This is a genomic window from Streptomyces sp. WAC00040, from assembly GCF_056835925.1.
This window is the reverse complement of sequence record NZ_JAKQZE010000001.1, coordinates 2,091,300-2,107,723: the sequence shown is the minus strand read 5'-3', so window position 1 is coordinate 2,107,723 and position 16,424 is coordinate 2,091,300. Positions and strand designations below refer to the sequence as shown.

The following is a 16,424-nucleotide window of genomic DNA, read 5'->3' as shown; positions in this document are numbered from 1 at the left end:
CCGGGCGGAGGGCACCGCCCGGAGGGGCGACGCCGGGCCATACGCTCCGACCATGTCGAACATACGCACGGCGCGGGTGTCGTCGGACGGGCTTTGGGTCGCCTTCGCGTTGCTGCTGTGCGCGTCCGTCGTCGTCTGGCTGGCGGCGGGCCTGCTGGCGGCGATCTCCGAACTGGACGAGCGGTGCAGCCACGGGATGGTCGGCCCCGGCGGGCCGTTCACCGTCGAGCGGAGCAGCCTGCCGCCGGACGTGCGGTGCGTGTTCGCGGACGGCACCACCATTTCCACCGCCGGCGCGCTGGTCCGGGTGATGTGGGCGTGCATCGCCGCCACGGCCGCCTGCGCCGTCGCCGCGACGGCACTGGAGTTCGTCCGGCCCGATCACGAGAAGGCGGCCCGGCGGATGGGGGCGACCGCCGTGGGCGCGGGATTCGCCCTCGCTCGCGTCCACGCCGGCGGCACGGCGCTGACCTCGCCCGGTAAGGAGCCCCTCCGGTCCTGTTCGGCGTTCGTGACCGGTGTCCACGAACGCGCCACGCGCGTGGATCGCGACATCTTTCCCGCACAGGCCGCCTGTGTGTACCGGGACGGCACCACGTACCGCCTCCTGCCGGAATGGCTCGGCATCCTCGAATGGCTGCTGCTCGGCGCGGTGGTCGTGTGCATGGGGGGCATGGCCGCGGCGCGCACGAGGCAGCGCGCCGGTTGACGGGCGTGGCGGGGGTGCGGAGGCGTACCGCGTCGGGCCGAGGTGACAGCCGGCGCCGCCGACCGGTGTGCGGCCGTCGTGGCTAGTGGCGGGGTCTGCGCGGGATGCGTCCCGCCGACGGCGCCGGGCCCCGACGCTCCGCGCGGTCCGCCGCGGCCCGGCCGTCCTGCCAGCCGTCGAGGTCCGTGGCGCCGCGCACCCGCGTGGTCGTCGTCTCGGGGAACATCCGGTCGGTGTGCGAGGCCACCGCCACGTCCCGCGATGCCAGGACCGGCAGCAGGTCGGCGGTGACCACCTCGTCGGCGACGGCGGTCAGATGTTCGCCGAGGCGGCTCGCGTACGCGGTCCAGAACGACTGGCGGAAGGTCTTGGTCCGCCGGCGGCCGCCCGCACGCTGCGCGGACTCCGCCTTGGTGAGGGCCGTCGCGCCTTGGACGAGCAGGGAGGTGTGCAGCAGCTCGACCGACTCGAGGTCGCTCTCGAAGCCGACGACGGTCGAGAAGCCGAACGCGCTGTTCCACACCGCTCGGCAGCGGTTCGCGGCGGCGACCGCGTCGAGCAGGACCGCCTTAGACGCCTCGTACGGGGCGTCCACACCGATCCGGCACGCGGACGGGGCGTCCGGGCTGTGCGCACGGGTGGCCAGCAGGGCCTCGTCGACGCTGTGCCGGGCCATCAGCTCCTGTGCCTTGGCGGTGAGCGCCTCCGCCTCCTCCGGGTAGCCGGTGGCCTCCGCCTTCGCCAGAAGCGCGCGGATCCGCCCGAGCATGCGCGGCTCGTACGGTGACGCCGGCACCGAGGCCAGGGACGCGCCCGGGACGGGGCCGACCGGTTCGATCGCGGGGAGGCGGGAGAGCAGCCGGTACAGCTCCAGCAGGGCGGTGGCGTGCGAGAAACGGTCGGCCCTGGGCGGTTGCAGACCGGCGAGTTCGTCGAGCTGGGCACGGAAGCGGGGGGCGAGCCGCGGGCCGTAGCGCTTGGTCTCCGCCGTGATCAGCCCCGCCGCCAGCAGCTCGTGCGTGTCGTCGAGGTCCCGCCGGACCAGCCGCACGACGTCGGCCGGCTGCCAGCCGCGTTCCCACGCCCGCCGCACCAACTCCTCGCCGCGAAGGCGCAGCTCGCCGTCGGCGGAGGGGTCGGCGGCGAGAAGGGACGCGCCGGTGTCGAGCGCCTCGTCGCCCTCCCCGTACAGCGCCGCCGCCAGCGCCTTTTCGACCGTACTCATACTTCGGATGGTCCCACGGACGGGGCGGCCGGTCCCGCGGGGTGCTTCAGGGGGTAGGGCAGGCCATACCCCCGGAACACCCTCCAGTGGTCGTGATCACGGCGCCGGGAGACGGAAGCCTGGCGGCATGACCACAACAGCCGTACGGCTCACCGGCCTCCGCCGCGTCCACCGTGACGTCACCGCACTCGACGGCGTCGACCTGGAATTCCCGCAAGGGTCCTTCACCGCCGTCATGGGGCCCTCCGGATCGGGCAAGTCCACCCTGCTCCAGTGCGCCGCCGGGCTCGACCGGCCCACGTCGGGGAGCGTGGAGATCGACGGCTTCAGGCTGGACGGGCTGAGCGAACGGCGGCTGACGCTGCTGCGGCGCGACCGGATCGGCTTCGTCTTCCAGGCCTACAACCTGATCCCGTCGCTGACCGCGGCGCAGAACGTCGCCCTGCCGCTTCGGCTGGCCGGGCGGCGGCCGTCGCGTGCCGATGTGCGCCGGGCGCTCGCCGAGGTGGGCCTCGAGGGCAGGGCGGGACATCGGCCGGGCCGGATGTCGGGCGGGCAGCAGCAGCGGGTCGCCCTCGCCCGTGCCCTGATCACCCGGCCGGCCGTGCTGTTCGCGGACGAGCCGACCGGCGCGCTCGACACCGTAACCAGCAAGGAGGTGCTCGGACTCCTGCGCGGGCTGGTGGACCGCGAAGGGCAGACGATCGTGATGGTCACCCATGATCCGGTGGCCGCGTCGTTCGCCGACCGGGTCGTCCTCCTGGTCGACGGGCGGGTCGGCGGAGAGCTCACGTCGCCCACCGCCGAGCAGGTCGCGGCGCGTCTCGCGGGGCTGGAGGCGGTCCCGTGCTGACCGTCGCCTGTGCCGCACTGCGGGCACGCTGGGCCACCTTCGTCGCCGGCTTCGTCGCACTCGCGCTGGGCGTCGGCCTGCTCACGACGATGGGCCTCGGCCTGGCCTCCACCTTGGAGGCGCCACAGCGCCCGCCGGAGCGGTTCGCCTCCTCGCCGGTGGTCGTCATGGGGCAGGACAGGCTCACCGTGGAGGTCCGTCGGGGGCCGGCGACCGAGACGGTGTCGAAGCCGCTCGCTCATCCACACCCTGTGGACACCGCACTGGTGCGGGAACTGGCCGCGCTCGGCCGGGTGACCCGCGACGGCGGCCCTGACGCCGTCGGCGTCGACGCCCCCGCCGACGAAGTGAGAGAAGTGGTGGGCCGCAGGGCACAGGTCCTCACCGGGGACGAACGGCGGCGCGCCGATCCCGGGACCGAGCGCGACGCCCAGGCCCTCGTCTCGGTGAACTCGCTGCTCGGCACTGCCGGCGGCGTGTCAGCCTTCGTCTCCGTCTTCGTGGTCGCCTCGACGTTCGCCTTCGCGGTGGCCCTGCGGCGACGTGAGTTCGGGCTGCTGCGGACAGCGGGGGCGACACCCGGCCAGATCCGCCGCCTGCTGCTCACCGAATCACTGGTCGTCGGTGTGCTCGCCTCGGCCGCGGGCTGCGCACTCGGCGCGTGGGGAGCGCCGCGGCTGGCCCGGGCCCTCGTGGAAGGACGGGTGGCGCCCGCCTGGTTCGGGATCCGCGAGGACGTGAACTGGCCCTTCCACGTGGCGTTCTGGACCGGGCTGCTGGTCGCCGTCACCGGAGTGTGGGCCGCCTCGCGCCGGGCAGGGCGCATCGGTCCGGCGGAGGCACTGCGTGAGGCGGACGTGGACACGGGCGTGCTGCCGCGCGGCAGGCTGCTGGCCGGCGTCGTCCTCGCGGTGGCCGGTGCGGCGCTGCTGGCCTGGGGGCTCGCCACGGACCCGGCCGACCTGCTGAAACGCAAGACCTACCTGACCCGGCCGATGATCCTGATCACCGCCGTCGCGCTGCTGGCTCCGCTGCTCGTGCGGCGCACCGCGAGGCTGCTGCCCCTGCCCGGCGCGGTGGGGATGCTCGTACGGGAGAACACCGCCGCGTCCGTGCGCCGCACGGCCGCCGTCGCCGCGCCCGTACTCGTCACCGTGGCACTCGCCGGCTCGATGACCGGGACCGCCGAGTCGGTGACGGCGGCGCGGGCGGCGGACGCCCGGGAAAGGACGGCGGCCCAACTGGTCGTGACCGGGGAGCGGTTGCGCGTGCCGGAGCGCTCCGACAGCACGCCGGTGATGAAGACCGCGACTCTCTCGCCGTCCGCGTCCACCGCCGTGTACGTACGGGAGGAGGGCACCGCGCTCGTCGAATTCGAGGCGCGTGCGGTGACCGACCCCGCGGCGTTCGCGAAGCTGGCGCGGCTGCCCGTCACGGCGGGCGACCTGCGCGATCTTGACGACCGTTCCATCGTCGTCACCGAGGAATGGATGCGGCACGAGGTGGGGCGGACCATGGACGTGTGGCTGGGCGACGGCCGCCCGGCCAGGCTGCGTATCGCCGCCGTCCTTGCGGTCGGGACCGGTGGCGACGGCGCTTTCGTCACGGCGGCCAACGCGCCCACCGCCCCGGTCGACCGGATCGACGTACGGGCCGGCGCCGGGGTCCCCCCGGCCGCACTCGACGCCCTCGCCGGCGAACTGCGGCGCTCCTTCGGCGGAACGGTCCGCGACGTCCACGAGTGGACCGCGGCGACGCATCCCCGTACGAGCCCGCAGACGCGTCTCGGAATGCTCGTGGTCCTCGGGATCGCCCTTGTCTACACCGCGATCGCCCTCGCCGGAACGCTGCTGATGGCCACGTCGGCACGCGCCGGCGAACTCGCTGCGCTGCGACTCGCGGGAGCGACCCGCGCGCAGGTGCTGCGGGTGGTCACAGGAGAGGCGCTGCTCTCCGTCGCGGTGGGAGCCGTGCTGGGGGCGGCGATCACCGCGGTGAACCTGGCCGGGCTGGGGACGGCGCTGGCCGCACTGTCGGCGCCCGTGACCGTGGTGGTGCCGTGGGGCACGGCCGGAGCGGCACTCGGGTCGTGTGCGGCGGTCGCGGTCCTGGCGTCGCTGGTGAGCTGCCCGCGGACAAGGTGAGGGCGGCGGGACTCCGGGGCGGGGCGAGGGACAAGGTCGCGGGACTCCGGGGCCCGGGAGCCCGGTCCCCCGCCCCCGGTCCCTTCCCGGGACGGCGCGCGCCAGGTCGGGAAACGACCCGGTCAGGAACAGCCCGTCAGGAGATGCGCAGCGTCCGCTTCGCGAGTTCGTACGCGGGGAGCATCTGCTCGTGCTCCTGCGAGTCGAAGCCGCCGAGGTCCACGACCACCAGACCCTGCGGCGTGGCCACCGCGAAGGCACGCTCCTTCTTCGGGTCGTCGAAGAACTCGTTCTTGTTGATGTACGTGACCTCGGTGGCGGCGAGCTTCCCCGCCTTGGTCTCCTTGTACACCTCGTCCGTCCGCTCCTTCGCCCCGTCGGCGACGAACGCCTGGAGCGCCTTGCGGGTGTCGTCCCCGGCCCCGGCCCCGACCCACACCCGGATGAAGCCGATGTGGCCGGCGGGCTTGGCGTCGATCTCGCACACGAGCGTGACCGGGCCCTGGTCGAGGACCGCGGCGAACTCGCTGTCCTTGTCGTTCTCGAGGAGTTCCGGCTTCCAGTTCGCGGCGAGCGAGAAGGTGACGGGCATCGGGCAGGTGGAGCCGGGGGCGCCCACCGAGCCCGCCTCCGCCGGCCCGTCGGCCGCCTTGTCCTGCTCCTTGCTCTCTTCTTCGGTCTTCTCCTTCTGCGTCTCTTCCTTGCCCGCGTCCTGCCGGCTCGCCGGACCGCCCGCGTGATCGTCCGAGCCGGCCTTCGACGAGCAGCCGCTGGCCAACCCCGTCGCCAGTACCGCCGCCACCACCCCGAGAGCCGCGCCGCGCGCACGTCCCCGCATCACACTCCGCACCGAAGGATCCCCACCCTGTCTGTCCGTGAACCCGCCACCGCCGTCGGCGGCGTAGCAGGATCGATCCTACGGAGAGCCGCTGTCGAGGAAGGGTTCGAGCAATGGGCGAGAACAAGGACCGGATGCTGGCCGGCGAGTGGTACCTCCCGGACGACGAGGAGTTGGGCGCGGACACCCGGCGCCGTTCCGAACTCTGCGCCGCCTACAACCAGAACGGTGGCGCCTCGCCCGACGAGCGGACCGCGATACTCCGCGAACTGCTCGGCTCGCTGGGCGAGGACGTACGCATCCGGCCGCCGTTCCACTGCGACTACGGGCGCTGCATCAGCATCGGGGACCGTACGTTCGTCAATTTCAACGCGGTCTTCCTTGACGCGGCCCCCATCACCGTCGGCGCCGACGTGCAGATCGGACCGAACGTGCAACTCCTCACCCCGGCGCACGAGATGGACACGGAGCGACGCCGAGCGGGCTGGGAGAAGGCGGTCCCCATCGTGATCGGTGACAACGTATGGCTCGGCGGCGGCGTGATCGTCTGCCCCGGCGTCACCATCGGGGAGAACACCGTCGTCGGCGCGGGCTCCGTGGTCACCAGGGACCTGCCTGCCGGGGTGCTCGCCGTGGGCAACCCCGCCCGCGTCGTCCGCTCCCTCACGGGCTGAGCCCGCCCCGCGCCCGCGTCCCGTGTCGCCGCCCGGCCCGTCGACCGGCCGTTGTCGTACCCGGCTGCCACACTCGAACCCATGGGCGAACGATGGGCTCTGGCAGCGACGGAGGGGGACGGGGCCAGGCTCGTCCCCCTCCTTCCCGACGGCCTGCCCGCTGGGCCCGTGGTGGAGGAGCCCGACCTGGTCGAGGCGGTCCGTTCCCGTCCCGCGGTGGACCGGTGGGTGTGGCGGTCGACCACCGGGATCTATCCTCGGCTGCTGGCCGCCGGTGTCCGGGTCGAGAGGTGCTACGACATCGAGGACGCCGAGCTGCTGCTGCTCGGCCACGAGGGACGGCTCGGCGAGCCCCGCTCGGCGGCCGCCGCCTGGGCGCGGCTGCGCAACGCTCCCGTGCCGCCCGATCCGCCGGCCCGCGCGGCAGAGCCCGGCTCCCAGTCCTCACTGTTCGAGCCGCAGCCCGTCGCCGTGCCCCTGGAGGCGCTGCTCGAGGTCTACGCCGACCAGCAGCGCAGGCATCTGGCCGCCGAGCACCCCGGCCGGATGCGGCTGCTCACGGCCGCGGAGTCCGCAGGCATGCTGGTGGCCGCCGAGATGAACCGCGCGGGGCTCCCGTGGCGGGCCGATGTGCACCGGGCGGTGCTGCACGAACTGCTCGGCGAGCGGTACGCGGGCGGTGGCGAGCCGAAACGTCTGGCGGAGCTCGCGGACGAGGTGTCGGCCGCCTTCGGCCGGCGCGTGCGGCCCGACCTGCCGGCTGATGTGGTGCGGGCGTTCGCACAGGCGGGGATCAAGGTGCGCTCGACCCGGCGATGGGAGCTGGAGGAGATCGACCACCCGGCCGTGAAGCCGTTGATCGAGTACAAGAAGCTGTACCGCATCTGGACCGCACACGGCTGGAGCTGGCTACAGGACTGGGTGCGGGACGGCCGTTTCCGGCCCGGGTACCTGCCCGGCGGCAGCGTTTCCGGCCGTTGGACGACCAACGGTGGCGGTGCACTTCAGATACCGAAGGTGATCCGGCGGGCCGTCGTCGCGGACGACGGCTGGCGTCTCGTGGTCGCCGACGTCGACCAGATGGAGCCGCGGGTGCTCGCCGCGATCTCGCGGGACCACGGCCTGATGGAGGTCGCGGGGCACGACGGCGACCTCTACACGGCGCTGTCCGACCGGGCGTTCTCCGGTGACCGCGACCACGCCAAGATCGCGCTGCTCGGCGCGATCTACGGCCAGACGTCGGGCGACGGCCTGAAGAACCTGGCGGCGCTCCGGCGCAGGTTCCCGAGGGCGGTGGCCTATGTGGACGACGCGGCGAAGGCGGGCGAGGAGGGCCGGCTTGTACGGACATGGCTCGGGCGCACCAGTCCCCGGGCGGCCGGCGCGGGCGACGACGACGAGGCGGGCATCCCCCAGGAGCCCGTCGAAGCCGCTCCCGCCGACGGCGAGTTCACGCCCGGCTACGCGTCGACCAACGCCAGGGCACGGGGCCGCTTCACCCGGAACTTCGTGGTGCAGGGCAGCGCCGCCGACTGGGCGCTGCTGATGCTGGCGGCACTGCGGCAGGCGACCGCGGGGATGCGGGCGGAGCTGGTGTTCTTCCAGCACGACGAGGTGATCGTGCACTGCCCTGCCGACGAGGCCCGCGACGTGGCGGAGGCGATCCGCTCGGCCGGTGAGCTGGCCGGGCGGATCGCCTTCGGTGAGACGCCGGTGCGGTTCCCGTTCACGATCGCGGTGGTGGAGCGCTACTCGGACGCGAAGTGACGCGAGCGGCCCGCCTGCGGTTCCGGTTCCGGCGCCGCGGAGACGAGGCCCTGGGTTCGCGCCGAGGCCGGCTGCCGGAACTCGCCGTCAGGGAGCCCCTCGGCGCCGTGGGGCCAAGCCGTGGCGCTCGCGCCGCCGTGGAGACCAGGCCGCCGGAGCCCGGCTCCGAGGGGCCGGCCCCTGCGGCTCATCCGGTCGTCGTGCGCCACTTCTCGTCGAGAACGACGGTCTTCATCTGCTCGATGGTCAGGACCGGCTCGGCGCGGCTGGCGTCCTGGCCCTGCCCCGGCGCGTTGAAGGCCATCATCACGACCCGGAAGCCGTCGGGCCGCAGGGTGTCGACCGTCCAGCCCACCGTGCCCGCGCCGCCCTTCTGGTCGGGGTCGTTCTCCTTCTTCACCATGACCTTGGTGCCGTCCGGCAGGGTCGTGACATCGCCGGTGAAGACCGCTGCGAGGTCCTGCATGCCGGACTGCGCGTTGACCTGGATGAAGCCGGCGCCCTTGCCGTCGTCGGCGACGACGAATCCGTAACCGGGGTCGCCCTGCTTGTCGAGGACCTTCAGCCCTTTGGGCAGCAGCGAGGTGAGGATCTTGTCCACCGAGGTTCCGGCGGCGCCGGGCAGCGGTGTCTCCTCGTCGGGCTCGCCCAGTTGCGCGCCGATCGACTGCCACACGTCGTCCGTGACGAGCGTCTTCAGCTGCGGGCCCGTCAGGGGCGGGGCCGGCCGGCTGACCGGCGCGCCCTTCTCGGCGGGCGCGTTCCATTCGCCGGCATCGACCTGCACGCCCTTGGGCGTGATCAGGACGGCCCGCCACAGTCGGGTGTCCACACGCCGGTCGGGATACTCGTAGCCCTGGAACAGCATGTAGCGGGAGCCGTCGGGCAGCGTCTCGGCCTTGCATGTGTCGTGCTGCACCAGTGCCTTGGACGGGCACGTGACGGACTGGTCGGCGCGCTGTCCGGCCGGATCGACGGTGCTCACGCCGAGGCTGATCGCCGCCGCTCCCTGTCCGTCGTCGAATACGACTGAGGCGTACGGGCCGGTCTTCCCGCCCTTGACGTCCTCGGTGATACCCCGACCGGCCTCGCGGGTGATCTTCCCTTCGGGCAGGAGGGCCTTGAAGGCCTCGATCATCTTCTCCTTGGTGACCCCGCCCGCCGGGGGCGAGCTCGGAGCACCGGGCGTGGCCTGCCCCGCGACGGCGGTGGGCGTGGCCGGTGCCGCGGCCGAGGCCTGGCCGTCGCCGGAGCCGAGTGCGCCGGTCGTATAGCCGCCGGCGACGCCGACCACGGCGAGCGCCAGGACACTGCCGGTCACGGCGGCGGCTCTGCGACGGGCCAGCCGGCGGCGGCCGCGGGTCAGGCCGGCGTCCACCAGACCCGGCCGGTCCGAGGGCCGGAACGTGTCACCGGTACGGCGGATCGCATCACCGAGTTCGTCCTCGAAAGGCATGGGGAACCACACTCCCTGGTCGCGTCACATGAATGAAGTGGTGGGGCCCCGCGGGGCTGCCCGCGGAGAGAGCCCGTCGTCGCGGTGCCGCGCCTCAGCGGGCGGCGAACTCCACGAGACTGCCGCCGAGTTGCTCACGGAGCTTGGCCAGCGCCCGCACCGTTCTGCTGCGCACGGCGGCGGAGCTGACGTTCATCGCGTCGGCGGTCTCCTCGATGCTGCGGTCCTCCCAGTACCGCAGCACCACCACCGCCCGGTCCTTCGGTGAGAGCCGGCCGAGCGCACCGAGAAGTGCGAGGCGCAGCTCGGGGTCGTCACCGCAGAGCAGGGCGGAGTCGGGCAGTTCGCCGACAGGGCGTTCCGAAGCGGAGCGCCGGCGCCTGTGAGTGAGGAACGAGCGGACGAGAACCGTCTGTGCGTATCCCGCCGGATTCTCGATCCGGGAGACGCGCCCCCACAGCACGTACATCCGGCCGAGCGTCTCCTGCACCAGATCCTCTGCGAGGTGCGTGTCCCCGCTGGTCAGGAGGCAGGCGGAGCGGTAGAGGTGCGCGGCGCGATTCGCCGCGAACTCTCTGTACTCCTCCGTGCGGGACGCTCTCATCCCCTGCTCACACTCCCCCCGTCGTGCGCCGGCGACCCCTTCACCTCATTGACGCGGCGGCGTCCCCGTAATGTTTCAACCTTTTTCCAGGACCCGTGCCGGTGCGCGGGTCAGGCCCCGACGTACTCCCGCAGATGGTGCGCGGTGAGGGTGTCCCCGTGGGCGACCAGGTCCTTGGGCGTCCCCTCGAAGACGATGCGGCCGCCGTCGTGTCCGGCGCCGGGGCCGAGATCGATGAGCCAGTCTGCATGTGCCATGACCGCCTGGTGGTGCTCGATGACGATCACGGTGTTGCCGGCGTCCACCAGCCGGTCGAGCAGCGCCAGCAGCTGGTCCACGTCGGCCATGTGCAGACCGGTGGTCGGCTCGTCCAGTACGTACGTCGCCGCCTTCTCCGCCATGTGGATGGCCAGCTTGAGGCGCTGCCGCTCCCCGCCGGAGAGGGTGTTGAGCGGCTGTCCGAGCCGGAGGTAGCCGAGCCCGACGTCCCGCAGCCGCCCGAGGATGGTGTGGGCCTGACCCGAGGTGAAGAAGTCGTGGGCCTCGGCCACCGACATCCCGAGCACCTCGCTGATGTTCTTGCCGCGCAGGGTGTACGTGAGCACCTCTGGCGTGAACCTCTTGCCCTCGCACTCCTCGCACACCGAGGCCACGCCGGCCATCATGGCGAGGTCGGTGTAGACGAGCCCCAGACCGTTGCACTTGGGGCAGGCACCCTCCGAATTGGCGCTGAACAGCGCTGCCTTGACTCCGTTGGCCTTGGCGAAGGCGGTACGGATCGGGTTCAGCAGACCGGTGTACGTCGCCGGGTTCGAGCGGCGGGAACCGCGGATGGGCGACTGGTCGGCGACCACCACTTGGTCACGGGCGGGCAGGCTGCCGTGGATGAGCGAGCTCTTGCCGGATCCGGCGACGCCGGTGACCACGGTCAGGACCCCGAGCGGTATGTCGACGCTCACGTCCCGCAGGTTGTGCAGGTCGGCGCCCTTGATGGCCAGCTGCCCGCGCGGCTCGCGCACCTTCTCCCGCAGCCCGGCCCGGTGCTCCAGGTGCCGCCCCGTCAGCGTCCCGGAGGCCCGCAGTCCGGGCACATCGCCGCTGAAGCAGATCTGTCCGCCTTCCGTGCCGGCCCCGGGACCGAGGTCGACGACATGATCGGCGATCGCGATCACCTCGGGCTTGTGCTCGACGACGAGCACCGTGTTCCCCTTGTCGCGCAGCCGCAGCAGCAGGTCGTTCATCCGCCGGATGTCGTGCGGGTGGAGACCGACGGTCGGCTCGTCGAAGACGTAGGTCACGTCGGTGAGGCTGGAACCGAGGTGCCGCACCATCTTCACGCGCTGCGCCTCACCGCCGGACAGAGTGCCGGCGGGACGGTCCAGGCTGAGATAGCCGAGGCCGATCTCCACCAGCGAGTCGAGCAGGTCCCGCAGCCCGGCGAGCAGGGGAGCCACACCCGGATCGTCGATCCGGCGCACGAACTTCGCGAGATCGCTGATCTGCATCGCGGAGCACTCCGCGATGTTCACCCCGTCGATCTTCGAGGAGAGGGCGGCGGCCGTCAGCCGTGTGCCCCCGCAGTCGGGACATTCGCGGAAGACCACGGCCCGGTCGACGAAGGCCCGGATGTGGGACTGCATCGCCTCGCGGTCCTTGGTCAGCATCGTCCGCTGCACCTTCAGCAGCAGGCCCTCGTACGTGAAGTTGTTGCTGCCGACCTTCACCTTGACCTGCGGTTTGTGGAGGAAGTCCGCCCACTCCTGCTCGGTGAAGTCCCTGAGCTTCTTGTCCGGGTCGTAGAAACCGGAGTTGGCCATGATCTGCCAGTACCACGAGTCCACCGCGAAGTTCGGCACGGTGATCGCACCCTCGTTCAGCGACTTGTCGCGGTCGACCAGCTGGTCGATGTCGATGTCCGACACCTGGCCGACGCCTTCGCAGCGCGGGCACATGCCTTCCGGCAGGTTGAAGCTGAAGGCTCCGGACGTGCCGATGTGCGGCGTGCCGAGACGGGAGAAGACGATCCGCAGCATGGTGTACGCGTCGGTCGCGGTGCCCACGGTGGAGCGGGAGTTGGCTCCCATCCGCTCCTGGTCGACCACGATGGCGGCGCTCAGGTTGTGCAGCGCGTCGACGTCGGGCCGGCCGAGGCTCGGCATGAACGACTGGATGAAGGCGGTGTACGTCTCGTTGATGAGGCGCTGGGACTCGGCGGCGATCGTCCCGAAGACGAGGGACGACTTCCCCGAGCCGGACACGCCGGTGAAGACGGTGAGGCGCCGCTTGGGGATGTCGAGCGAAATGTCGGCCAGGTTGTTCTCGCGCGCGCCGCGCACCTGGATCACATGGTGGTTGTCGGCCGGGATCGTCATTCGGCCGACGTTAGCCGACCCCACTGACAAGGGGGCCAGGTACGTGCGTCCCGCCCGTTGACAGCGGTGGGACAGCGTTGTTTCGTCGTCTGGCAAGCGCTTTCCGGCCGAACCTTGGAGCGTTCAGGTGGAGTTCTCGCGTCGTTCCGTGCTGTCCGTGATCCCGGCGGCAACGCTGCTTGCCGTGGCCCAGCCCCTGCGCGCCCGAGCCGCGCCCCGCGTCCGCCCCTCCGCCTCCGCCTCCGCCTCCGGGCAGGCAGCCGATCACGAGACCCTGCTCCGCAACACGGTGGCAGTCTTCGCCGGCACGGCGGAGGCCAACGCCCGGGCGGAGGTCGCCCCGAAACTCGCGGCCATCGCCTCCGCGGCGCGGTCGCGGCTCGCCGCGATGGACGACGCCGGACCGGGCGAGCTCTTCGCGGGGGTCCCGCTCGGGACCAGCGATCCCAACCTGAGCAGGACGTTCCAGTACCTGTACGAGATCGCCCTGGCCACCCGCACCCCGGGCGCCTCCCGTCTGTTCGACGGCACGGCGGTCCGGCGCAGGGTCGCCGACGGTCTGGTCCGTCTCCACGACGAGTACTACGGCGACCAGTCGAAGGGCTACTACGGCAATTGGTTCAACTGGGAGATCGGCATCCCCGGCCACGCGACCAAGACCCTCGTCCTCCTCGGGGACGAGCTCGCGGCGTACCGGTCGGACCTCCCCGCGACCTACGTCGCCTCCATGGACGCGTACCTGCGCAACGGCAAGGACGGCGACGTCGACCTCGACTCGCGCTTCCACACCGGAGCCAACCTCGCCGACATCACGACCAACCGGATCCTCCAGGGAGCGGTCCTCGGCGACGACGCCCGTGTCAGCAAGGCCGTCGCCGACCAGCTCACCGTCTTCGCCCGGATCGACCCGTACGACCTGCGGCACGGCGTGACCGACGGCTTCTACGCGGACGGCTCCTTCGTCCAGCACGCGTCCGTCGCCTACACCGGCTCCTACGGCAAGGGCCTGCTCACCCGGATCGTCCAGAGCGTCAAGATCCTCGACGGGACGGCCTACGTTCCTGCCGAGGACCTGGTCGGCGTCGTGCAGGGCTGGGTCGCGGAAGGCTTCGCCCCGGTGATCTTCGAAGGCTGGATGATGGAGATCGTCAAGGGCCGCGCCGTGTCACGCACCGGCACGGGCTACGCGGACGTCGCCGCCGTCGTGGAGGCCGTGGTCGACCTCTCCGGATACAGCGCCGGCGGCGACACCGAGGCGCTCGAGGGCTACGTCAAGTACGTCCGGCAGACGTCCAGGACGAACCTGGACCCGGCCTCCTTCGTCTCCCCCGTCAGCATCGCCCGCTACGCCGACATCCTGAAGTCCCCGGCCCCGGCGGAGGACCTGGTGCCCGCCGCCTCCCACACCGCGTTCAATGCCATGGACAGAACCGTCCACCGGCGCCCCGGCTACGCGTTCGCCCTGGCCCGCAGCTCGGACCGCATCAGCAAGTACGAGTACATGAGTGGCGAGAACCTGATGCCCTGGTTCCAGGGCGACGGGGCCCACTACCTCTATCTCTCCGGCCAGGACCAGCGGCAGGCGTTCGGGATCGACTACTTCACCACCGTCTCCCCTTACCGTCTGGCGGGGGTGACCGCCCCGGTGGAGGACCGCCGTAGCGTGCCGGAGCTGTACGGAACGCTCTGGTACGACAACCCCGAGCGGGGTTTCACCTCGTCCTCCGAGTCCCAGAACACGTACGTCTACTTCCCGCGCGGCAGCCACCCGCACTCCGGAGGCGCCCGCCTCGGCGTGTACGGCGCCACCGCGCTCGTCCTGTCCGACGACGTCGCGTACGCGGCGAAGGAGGCGGGCGAACTGCCCGACGACTTCGTCGCCTACCAGGGCGCCCGTGGCACCAGGTCCTGGTTCATGCTCGACGACGAGATCGTCGTCCTCGCGGCCGGTGTCACGGGCCACGCGGACCGCGCGGTGACCACGACCGTCGACACCCGCATGGCTTCCGCGACCGCCACGGTCACCCTGACCGGTGAACTCCACGACGGGACGCGGTGGCAGGGCACCGGTACCGCGCCGCTCGCCTGGCTGCGGTACGACGATCCCGGGCAGCGGACCGCCGTCGGATACGTCTTCCTGTCCGGACCCGACCCGGCCGTCGCGCTCGACACGGTCACCCGCAGCCTGCGCCGTGTCCGTCTGTCCAACCCGGACACCACCGTGACCAGGCAGGTCTTCACGGTCTCCTACGACCGGCCCGCCGGGGCCGCGCCCACCGCGACGGCACACGCGATCGTCCCGAACGCCTCCGAGCGTCAGTTGGCCTCCTACTCGGGCGGGCCGCTCTCCGTCCTCGCCAACACCGTCCGCGCCCAGGCGGTCAAGCACACCGGGCTGGGCATCCTGGCCGTCAACACCTTCACCCCGGGCACCCACCGCGTCGAGCGCCTCTCCGTCGACGGCCCCGCGTCGGTGATCCTGCGCCGGTCCGCCGACGGCACGTGCTCGATCGCCGTGTCCGACCCGACCACGGAACGCCGCACGGTCAGGGTCACCCTCCACGGTCGCGCCCTGCGCCCGGTCTCTGCCGACGACGAGGTCCGCACCACTCACGTCCCGGGCGGCACCCGCCTCGATGTCACAACGCACCACGCCTACGGCCGCAGCTTCACGGCGACGCTGCGGTAGGGGTGCTCGTCCCGACCGGCCGGCCGCCGGCGGGTCCGCTCGTACGGGCCGGCCGGGGCATCCTGGCGCGTCCCGTACGCCGGCCCCGGCGGCCGGACGCGCTCGCGCCACCGGGATCAGGGCCGGCGCGCGTACTCCTCGGAGAGGAACTTGATCGTCTGGTCGACGAACACCCGCATCTCGCGTGAGAGGGTCTTCCCGCGCCGCCAGGCGATCTGGGTGTGGACCTCGAACGGGACGGTCCAGGGCAGGGGTACGAGGGTGCCGCTCTCGAGGCTGTCGGCCACGGTGACGCTCGGCAGCAGGCTGATACCGAGTCCGGCGGCGACACCGCGCTTGATCGACTCTATGGTGCCGAACTCCAGGAAGGGCAGGGATTCGCCGGTGCCGTCGTTGAGTTCCGCCTCGAACAGCTCCCGGTAGGCGCAGCCCGCTTCCGCGGAGATGACCTGGGTGGCGCGCAGGTCGTCCGTCGTCACCTTCTCGGCGCGGGTGAGGGGATGGCCCGGGGCCGCGACGACCGTGAGCGGCTCGGAGCCGAGCACTTCCGTCTGCACTCCGGGGTGCTGGGTCTCCGCCTCCATCAGGAAGCCCATGTCGAACATGCCCTGGCGCAGGGCGTGGCAGGTCTCGGCGCACAGACTGGGGCGCAGCACGATCTGCAGTGCCGGGTGACGGTGGTGGAAGAACTCCAGCAGCGGCGGCATCCGATAGGAGGTGATGCTCTCCATGGAACCGACGGTGAGCACCCCTGCCGGCTCCTCGGAACCCAGCGCCGCACCGCGCGCTTCTCCGGCCAGGGCGAGCATCTGCTCGGCATAGGGGAGAAGTCGTCGCCCCGCCTCGGTGAGTTCGACCCGGCCGCCGAGACGGTCGAAGAGATTCACCTCGAGCGATTCCTCAAGGGCTTTGATGTGCGCGGTGACACTGGATTGCGCGTACTTCAGTTCCGCCGCCGCGCGGGTGAAACTGAGCAGCGTCGCCACCTTGTGAAATGTCGCCAACTGCCGAATGTCCATGTCCCCTCCGTGGTCCGGTTGTCGCCGAACTCGTGGCGCATGAACCAGGAAATCAGCCGGGGAATGGGGACACC

The 16,424-nt window shown here is 71.8% G+C and carries 12 protein-coding genes; 6 read left to right on the top strand and 6 right to left on the bottom strand.

Annotated elements, in window-relative coordinates; all coding sequences use genetic code 11:
- The first annotated feature begins 52 nt into the window (after positions 1-52).
- Positions 53-709, top strand: a complete 657-nt coding sequence (locus MDN94_RS09615) for a hypothetical protein (protein WP_482725455.1) — start codon at positions 53-55, stop codon at positions 707-709.
- Between the two features lie 82 nt (positions 710-791).
- Here the strand turns inward: MDN94_RS09615 and MDN94_RS09610 are convergent, their stop codons facing one another.
- Entirely contained in the window at positions 792-1,934 is a 1,143-nt protein-coding gene (locus MDN94_RS09610; RefSeq protein WP_482725454.1) for a DUF2786 domain-containing protein, read from the bottom strand.
- 127 nt (positions 1,935-2,061) lie between these two features.
- Here MDN94_RS09610 and MDN94_RS09605 point away from each other — a divergent pair, with 127 nt between their 5' ends.
- Complete coding sequence (locus MDN94_RS09605; protein WP_482725453.1) at positions 2,062-2,787, top strand: ABC transporter ATP-binding protein; 726 nt, start codon at positions 2,062-2,064, stop codon at positions 2,785-2,787.
- Complete coding sequence (locus MDN94_RS09600; protein WP_482725452.1) at positions 2,781-4,931, top strand: FtsX-like permease family protein; 2,151 nt, start codon at positions 2,781-2,783, stop codon at positions 4,929-4,931. The genes MDN94_RS09605 and MDN94_RS09600 overlap by 7 nt, the downstream gene beginning before the upstream one ends.
- A 136-nt stretch (positions 4,932-5,067) precedes the next feature.
- Here MDN94_RS09600 and MDN94_RS09595 read toward each other — a convergent pair whose 3' ends face one another.
- Complete coding sequence (locus tag MDN94_RS09595; protein WP_482725451.1) at positions 5,068-5,769, bottom strand: lipoprotein; 702 nt, start codon at positions 5,767-5,769, stop codon at positions 5,068-5,070.
- A 113-nt stretch (positions 5,770-5,882) separates the two neighbouring features.
- On the opposite strand from MDN94_RS09595, the gene MDN94_RS09590 reads away from it, so the two are divergent.
- Positions 5,883-6,443, top strand: coding sequence for a sugar O-acetyltransferase (locus MDN94_RS09590; RefSeq protein WP_482725450.1), 561 nt, complete (start codon positions 5,883-5,885; stop codon positions 6,441-6,443).
- A gap of 81 nt (positions 6,444-6,524) precedes the next feature.
- Positions 6,525-8,210: a bifunctional 3'-5' exonuclease/DNA polymerase gene (locus MDN94_RS09585; RefSeq protein WP_482725449.1), complete on the top strand. Its 1,686-nt coding sequence runs from the start codon at positions 6,525-6,527 to the stop codon at positions 8,208-8,210.
- Between the two features lie 187 nt (positions 8,211-8,397).
- Here the strand turns inward: MDN94_RS09585 and MDN94_RS09580 are convergent, their stop codons facing one another.
- The 3 genes from MDN94_RS09580 to MDN94_RS09570 form a co-directional block, all read right to left on the bottom strand.
- Entirely contained in the window at positions 8,398-9,666 is a 1,269-nt protein-coding gene (locus tag MDN94_RS09580; RefSeq protein WP_482725448.1) for a hypothetical protein, read from the bottom strand.
- A 94-nt stretch (positions 9,667-9,760) separates the two neighbouring features.
- The gene (locus tag MDN94_RS09575) at positions 9,761-10,270 is read right to left on the bottom strand and encodes a SigE family RNA polymerase sigma factor (RefSeq protein WP_482725447.1); all 510 of its coding nucleotides are present in this window, start codon (positions 10,268-10,270) and stop codon (positions 9,761-9,763) included.
- 110 nt (positions 10,271-10,380) lie between these two features.
- Complete coding sequence (locus MDN94_RS09570) at positions 10,381-12,642, bottom strand: ATP-binding cassette domain-containing protein (protein ID WP_482725446.1); 2,262 nt, start codon at positions 12,640-12,642, stop codon at positions 10,381-10,383.
- 127 nt (positions 12,643-12,769) lie between these two features.
- On the opposite strand from MDN94_RS09570, the gene MDN94_RS09565 reads away from it, so the two are divergent.
- Entirely contained in the window at positions 12,770-15,331 is a 2,562-nt protein-coding gene (locus MDN94_RS09565) for a polysaccharide lyase family 8 super-sandwich domain-containing protein (RefSeq protein WP_482725445.1), read from the top strand.
- A gap of 116 nt (positions 15,332-15,447) precedes the next feature.
- On the opposite strand, the gene MDN94_RS09560 is transcribed toward MDN94_RS09565, so the two are convergent.
- Positions 15,448-16,350: a LysR family transcriptional regulator gene (locus MDN94_RS09560; protein WP_441263621.1), complete on the bottom strand. Its 903-nt coding sequence runs from the start codon at positions 16,348-16,350 to the stop codon at positions 15,448-15,450.
- Positions 16,351-16,424: the final 74 nt, after the last annotated feature.

Excerpts from the sequence above, each read along its gene's own strand:
- MDN94_RS09615 (WP_482725455.1), top strand. The coding sequence starts at position 53 with ATGTCGAACATACGCACGGCGCGGGTGTCGTCGGACGGGCTTTGGGTC.
- MDN94_RS09610 (WP_482725454.1), bottom strand. The coding sequence starts at position 1,934 with ATGAGTACGGTCGAAAAGGCGCTGGCGGCGGCGCTGTACGGGGAGGGC.
- MDN94_RS09605 (WP_482725453.1), top strand. The coding sequence starts at position 2,062 with ATGACCACAACAGCCGTACGGCTCACCGGCCTCCGCCGCGTCCACCGT.
- MDN94_RS09595 (WP_482725451.1), bottom strand. The coding sequence starts at position 5,769 with ATGCGGGGACGTGCGCGCGGCGCGGCTCTCGGGGTGGTGGCGGCGGTA.
- MDN94_RS09590 (WP_482725450.1), top strand. The coding sequence starts at position 5,883 with ATGGGCGAGAACAAGGACCGGATGCTGGCCGGCGAGTGGTACCTCCCG.
- MDN94_RS09585 (WP_482725449.1), top strand. The coding sequence starts at position 6,525 with ATGGGCGAACGATGGGCTCTGGCAGCGACGGAGGGGGACGGGGCCAGG.
- MDN94_RS09580 (WP_482725448.1), bottom strand. The coding sequence starts at position 9,666 with ATGCCTTTCGAGGACGAACTCGGTGATGCGATCCGCCGTACCGGTGAC.
- MDN94_RS09575 (WP_482725447.1), bottom strand. The coding sequence starts at position 10,270 with ATGAGAGCGTCCCGCACGGAGGAGTACAGAGAGTTCGCGGCGAATCGC.
- MDN94_RS09570 (WP_482725446.1), bottom strand. The coding sequence starts at position 12,642 with ATGACGATCCCGGCCGACAACCACCATGTGATCCAGGTGCGCGGCGCG.
- MDN94_RS09560 (WP_441263621.1), bottom strand. The coding sequence starts at position 16,350 with ATGGACATTCGGCAGTTGGCGACATTTCACAAGGTGGCGACGCTGCTC.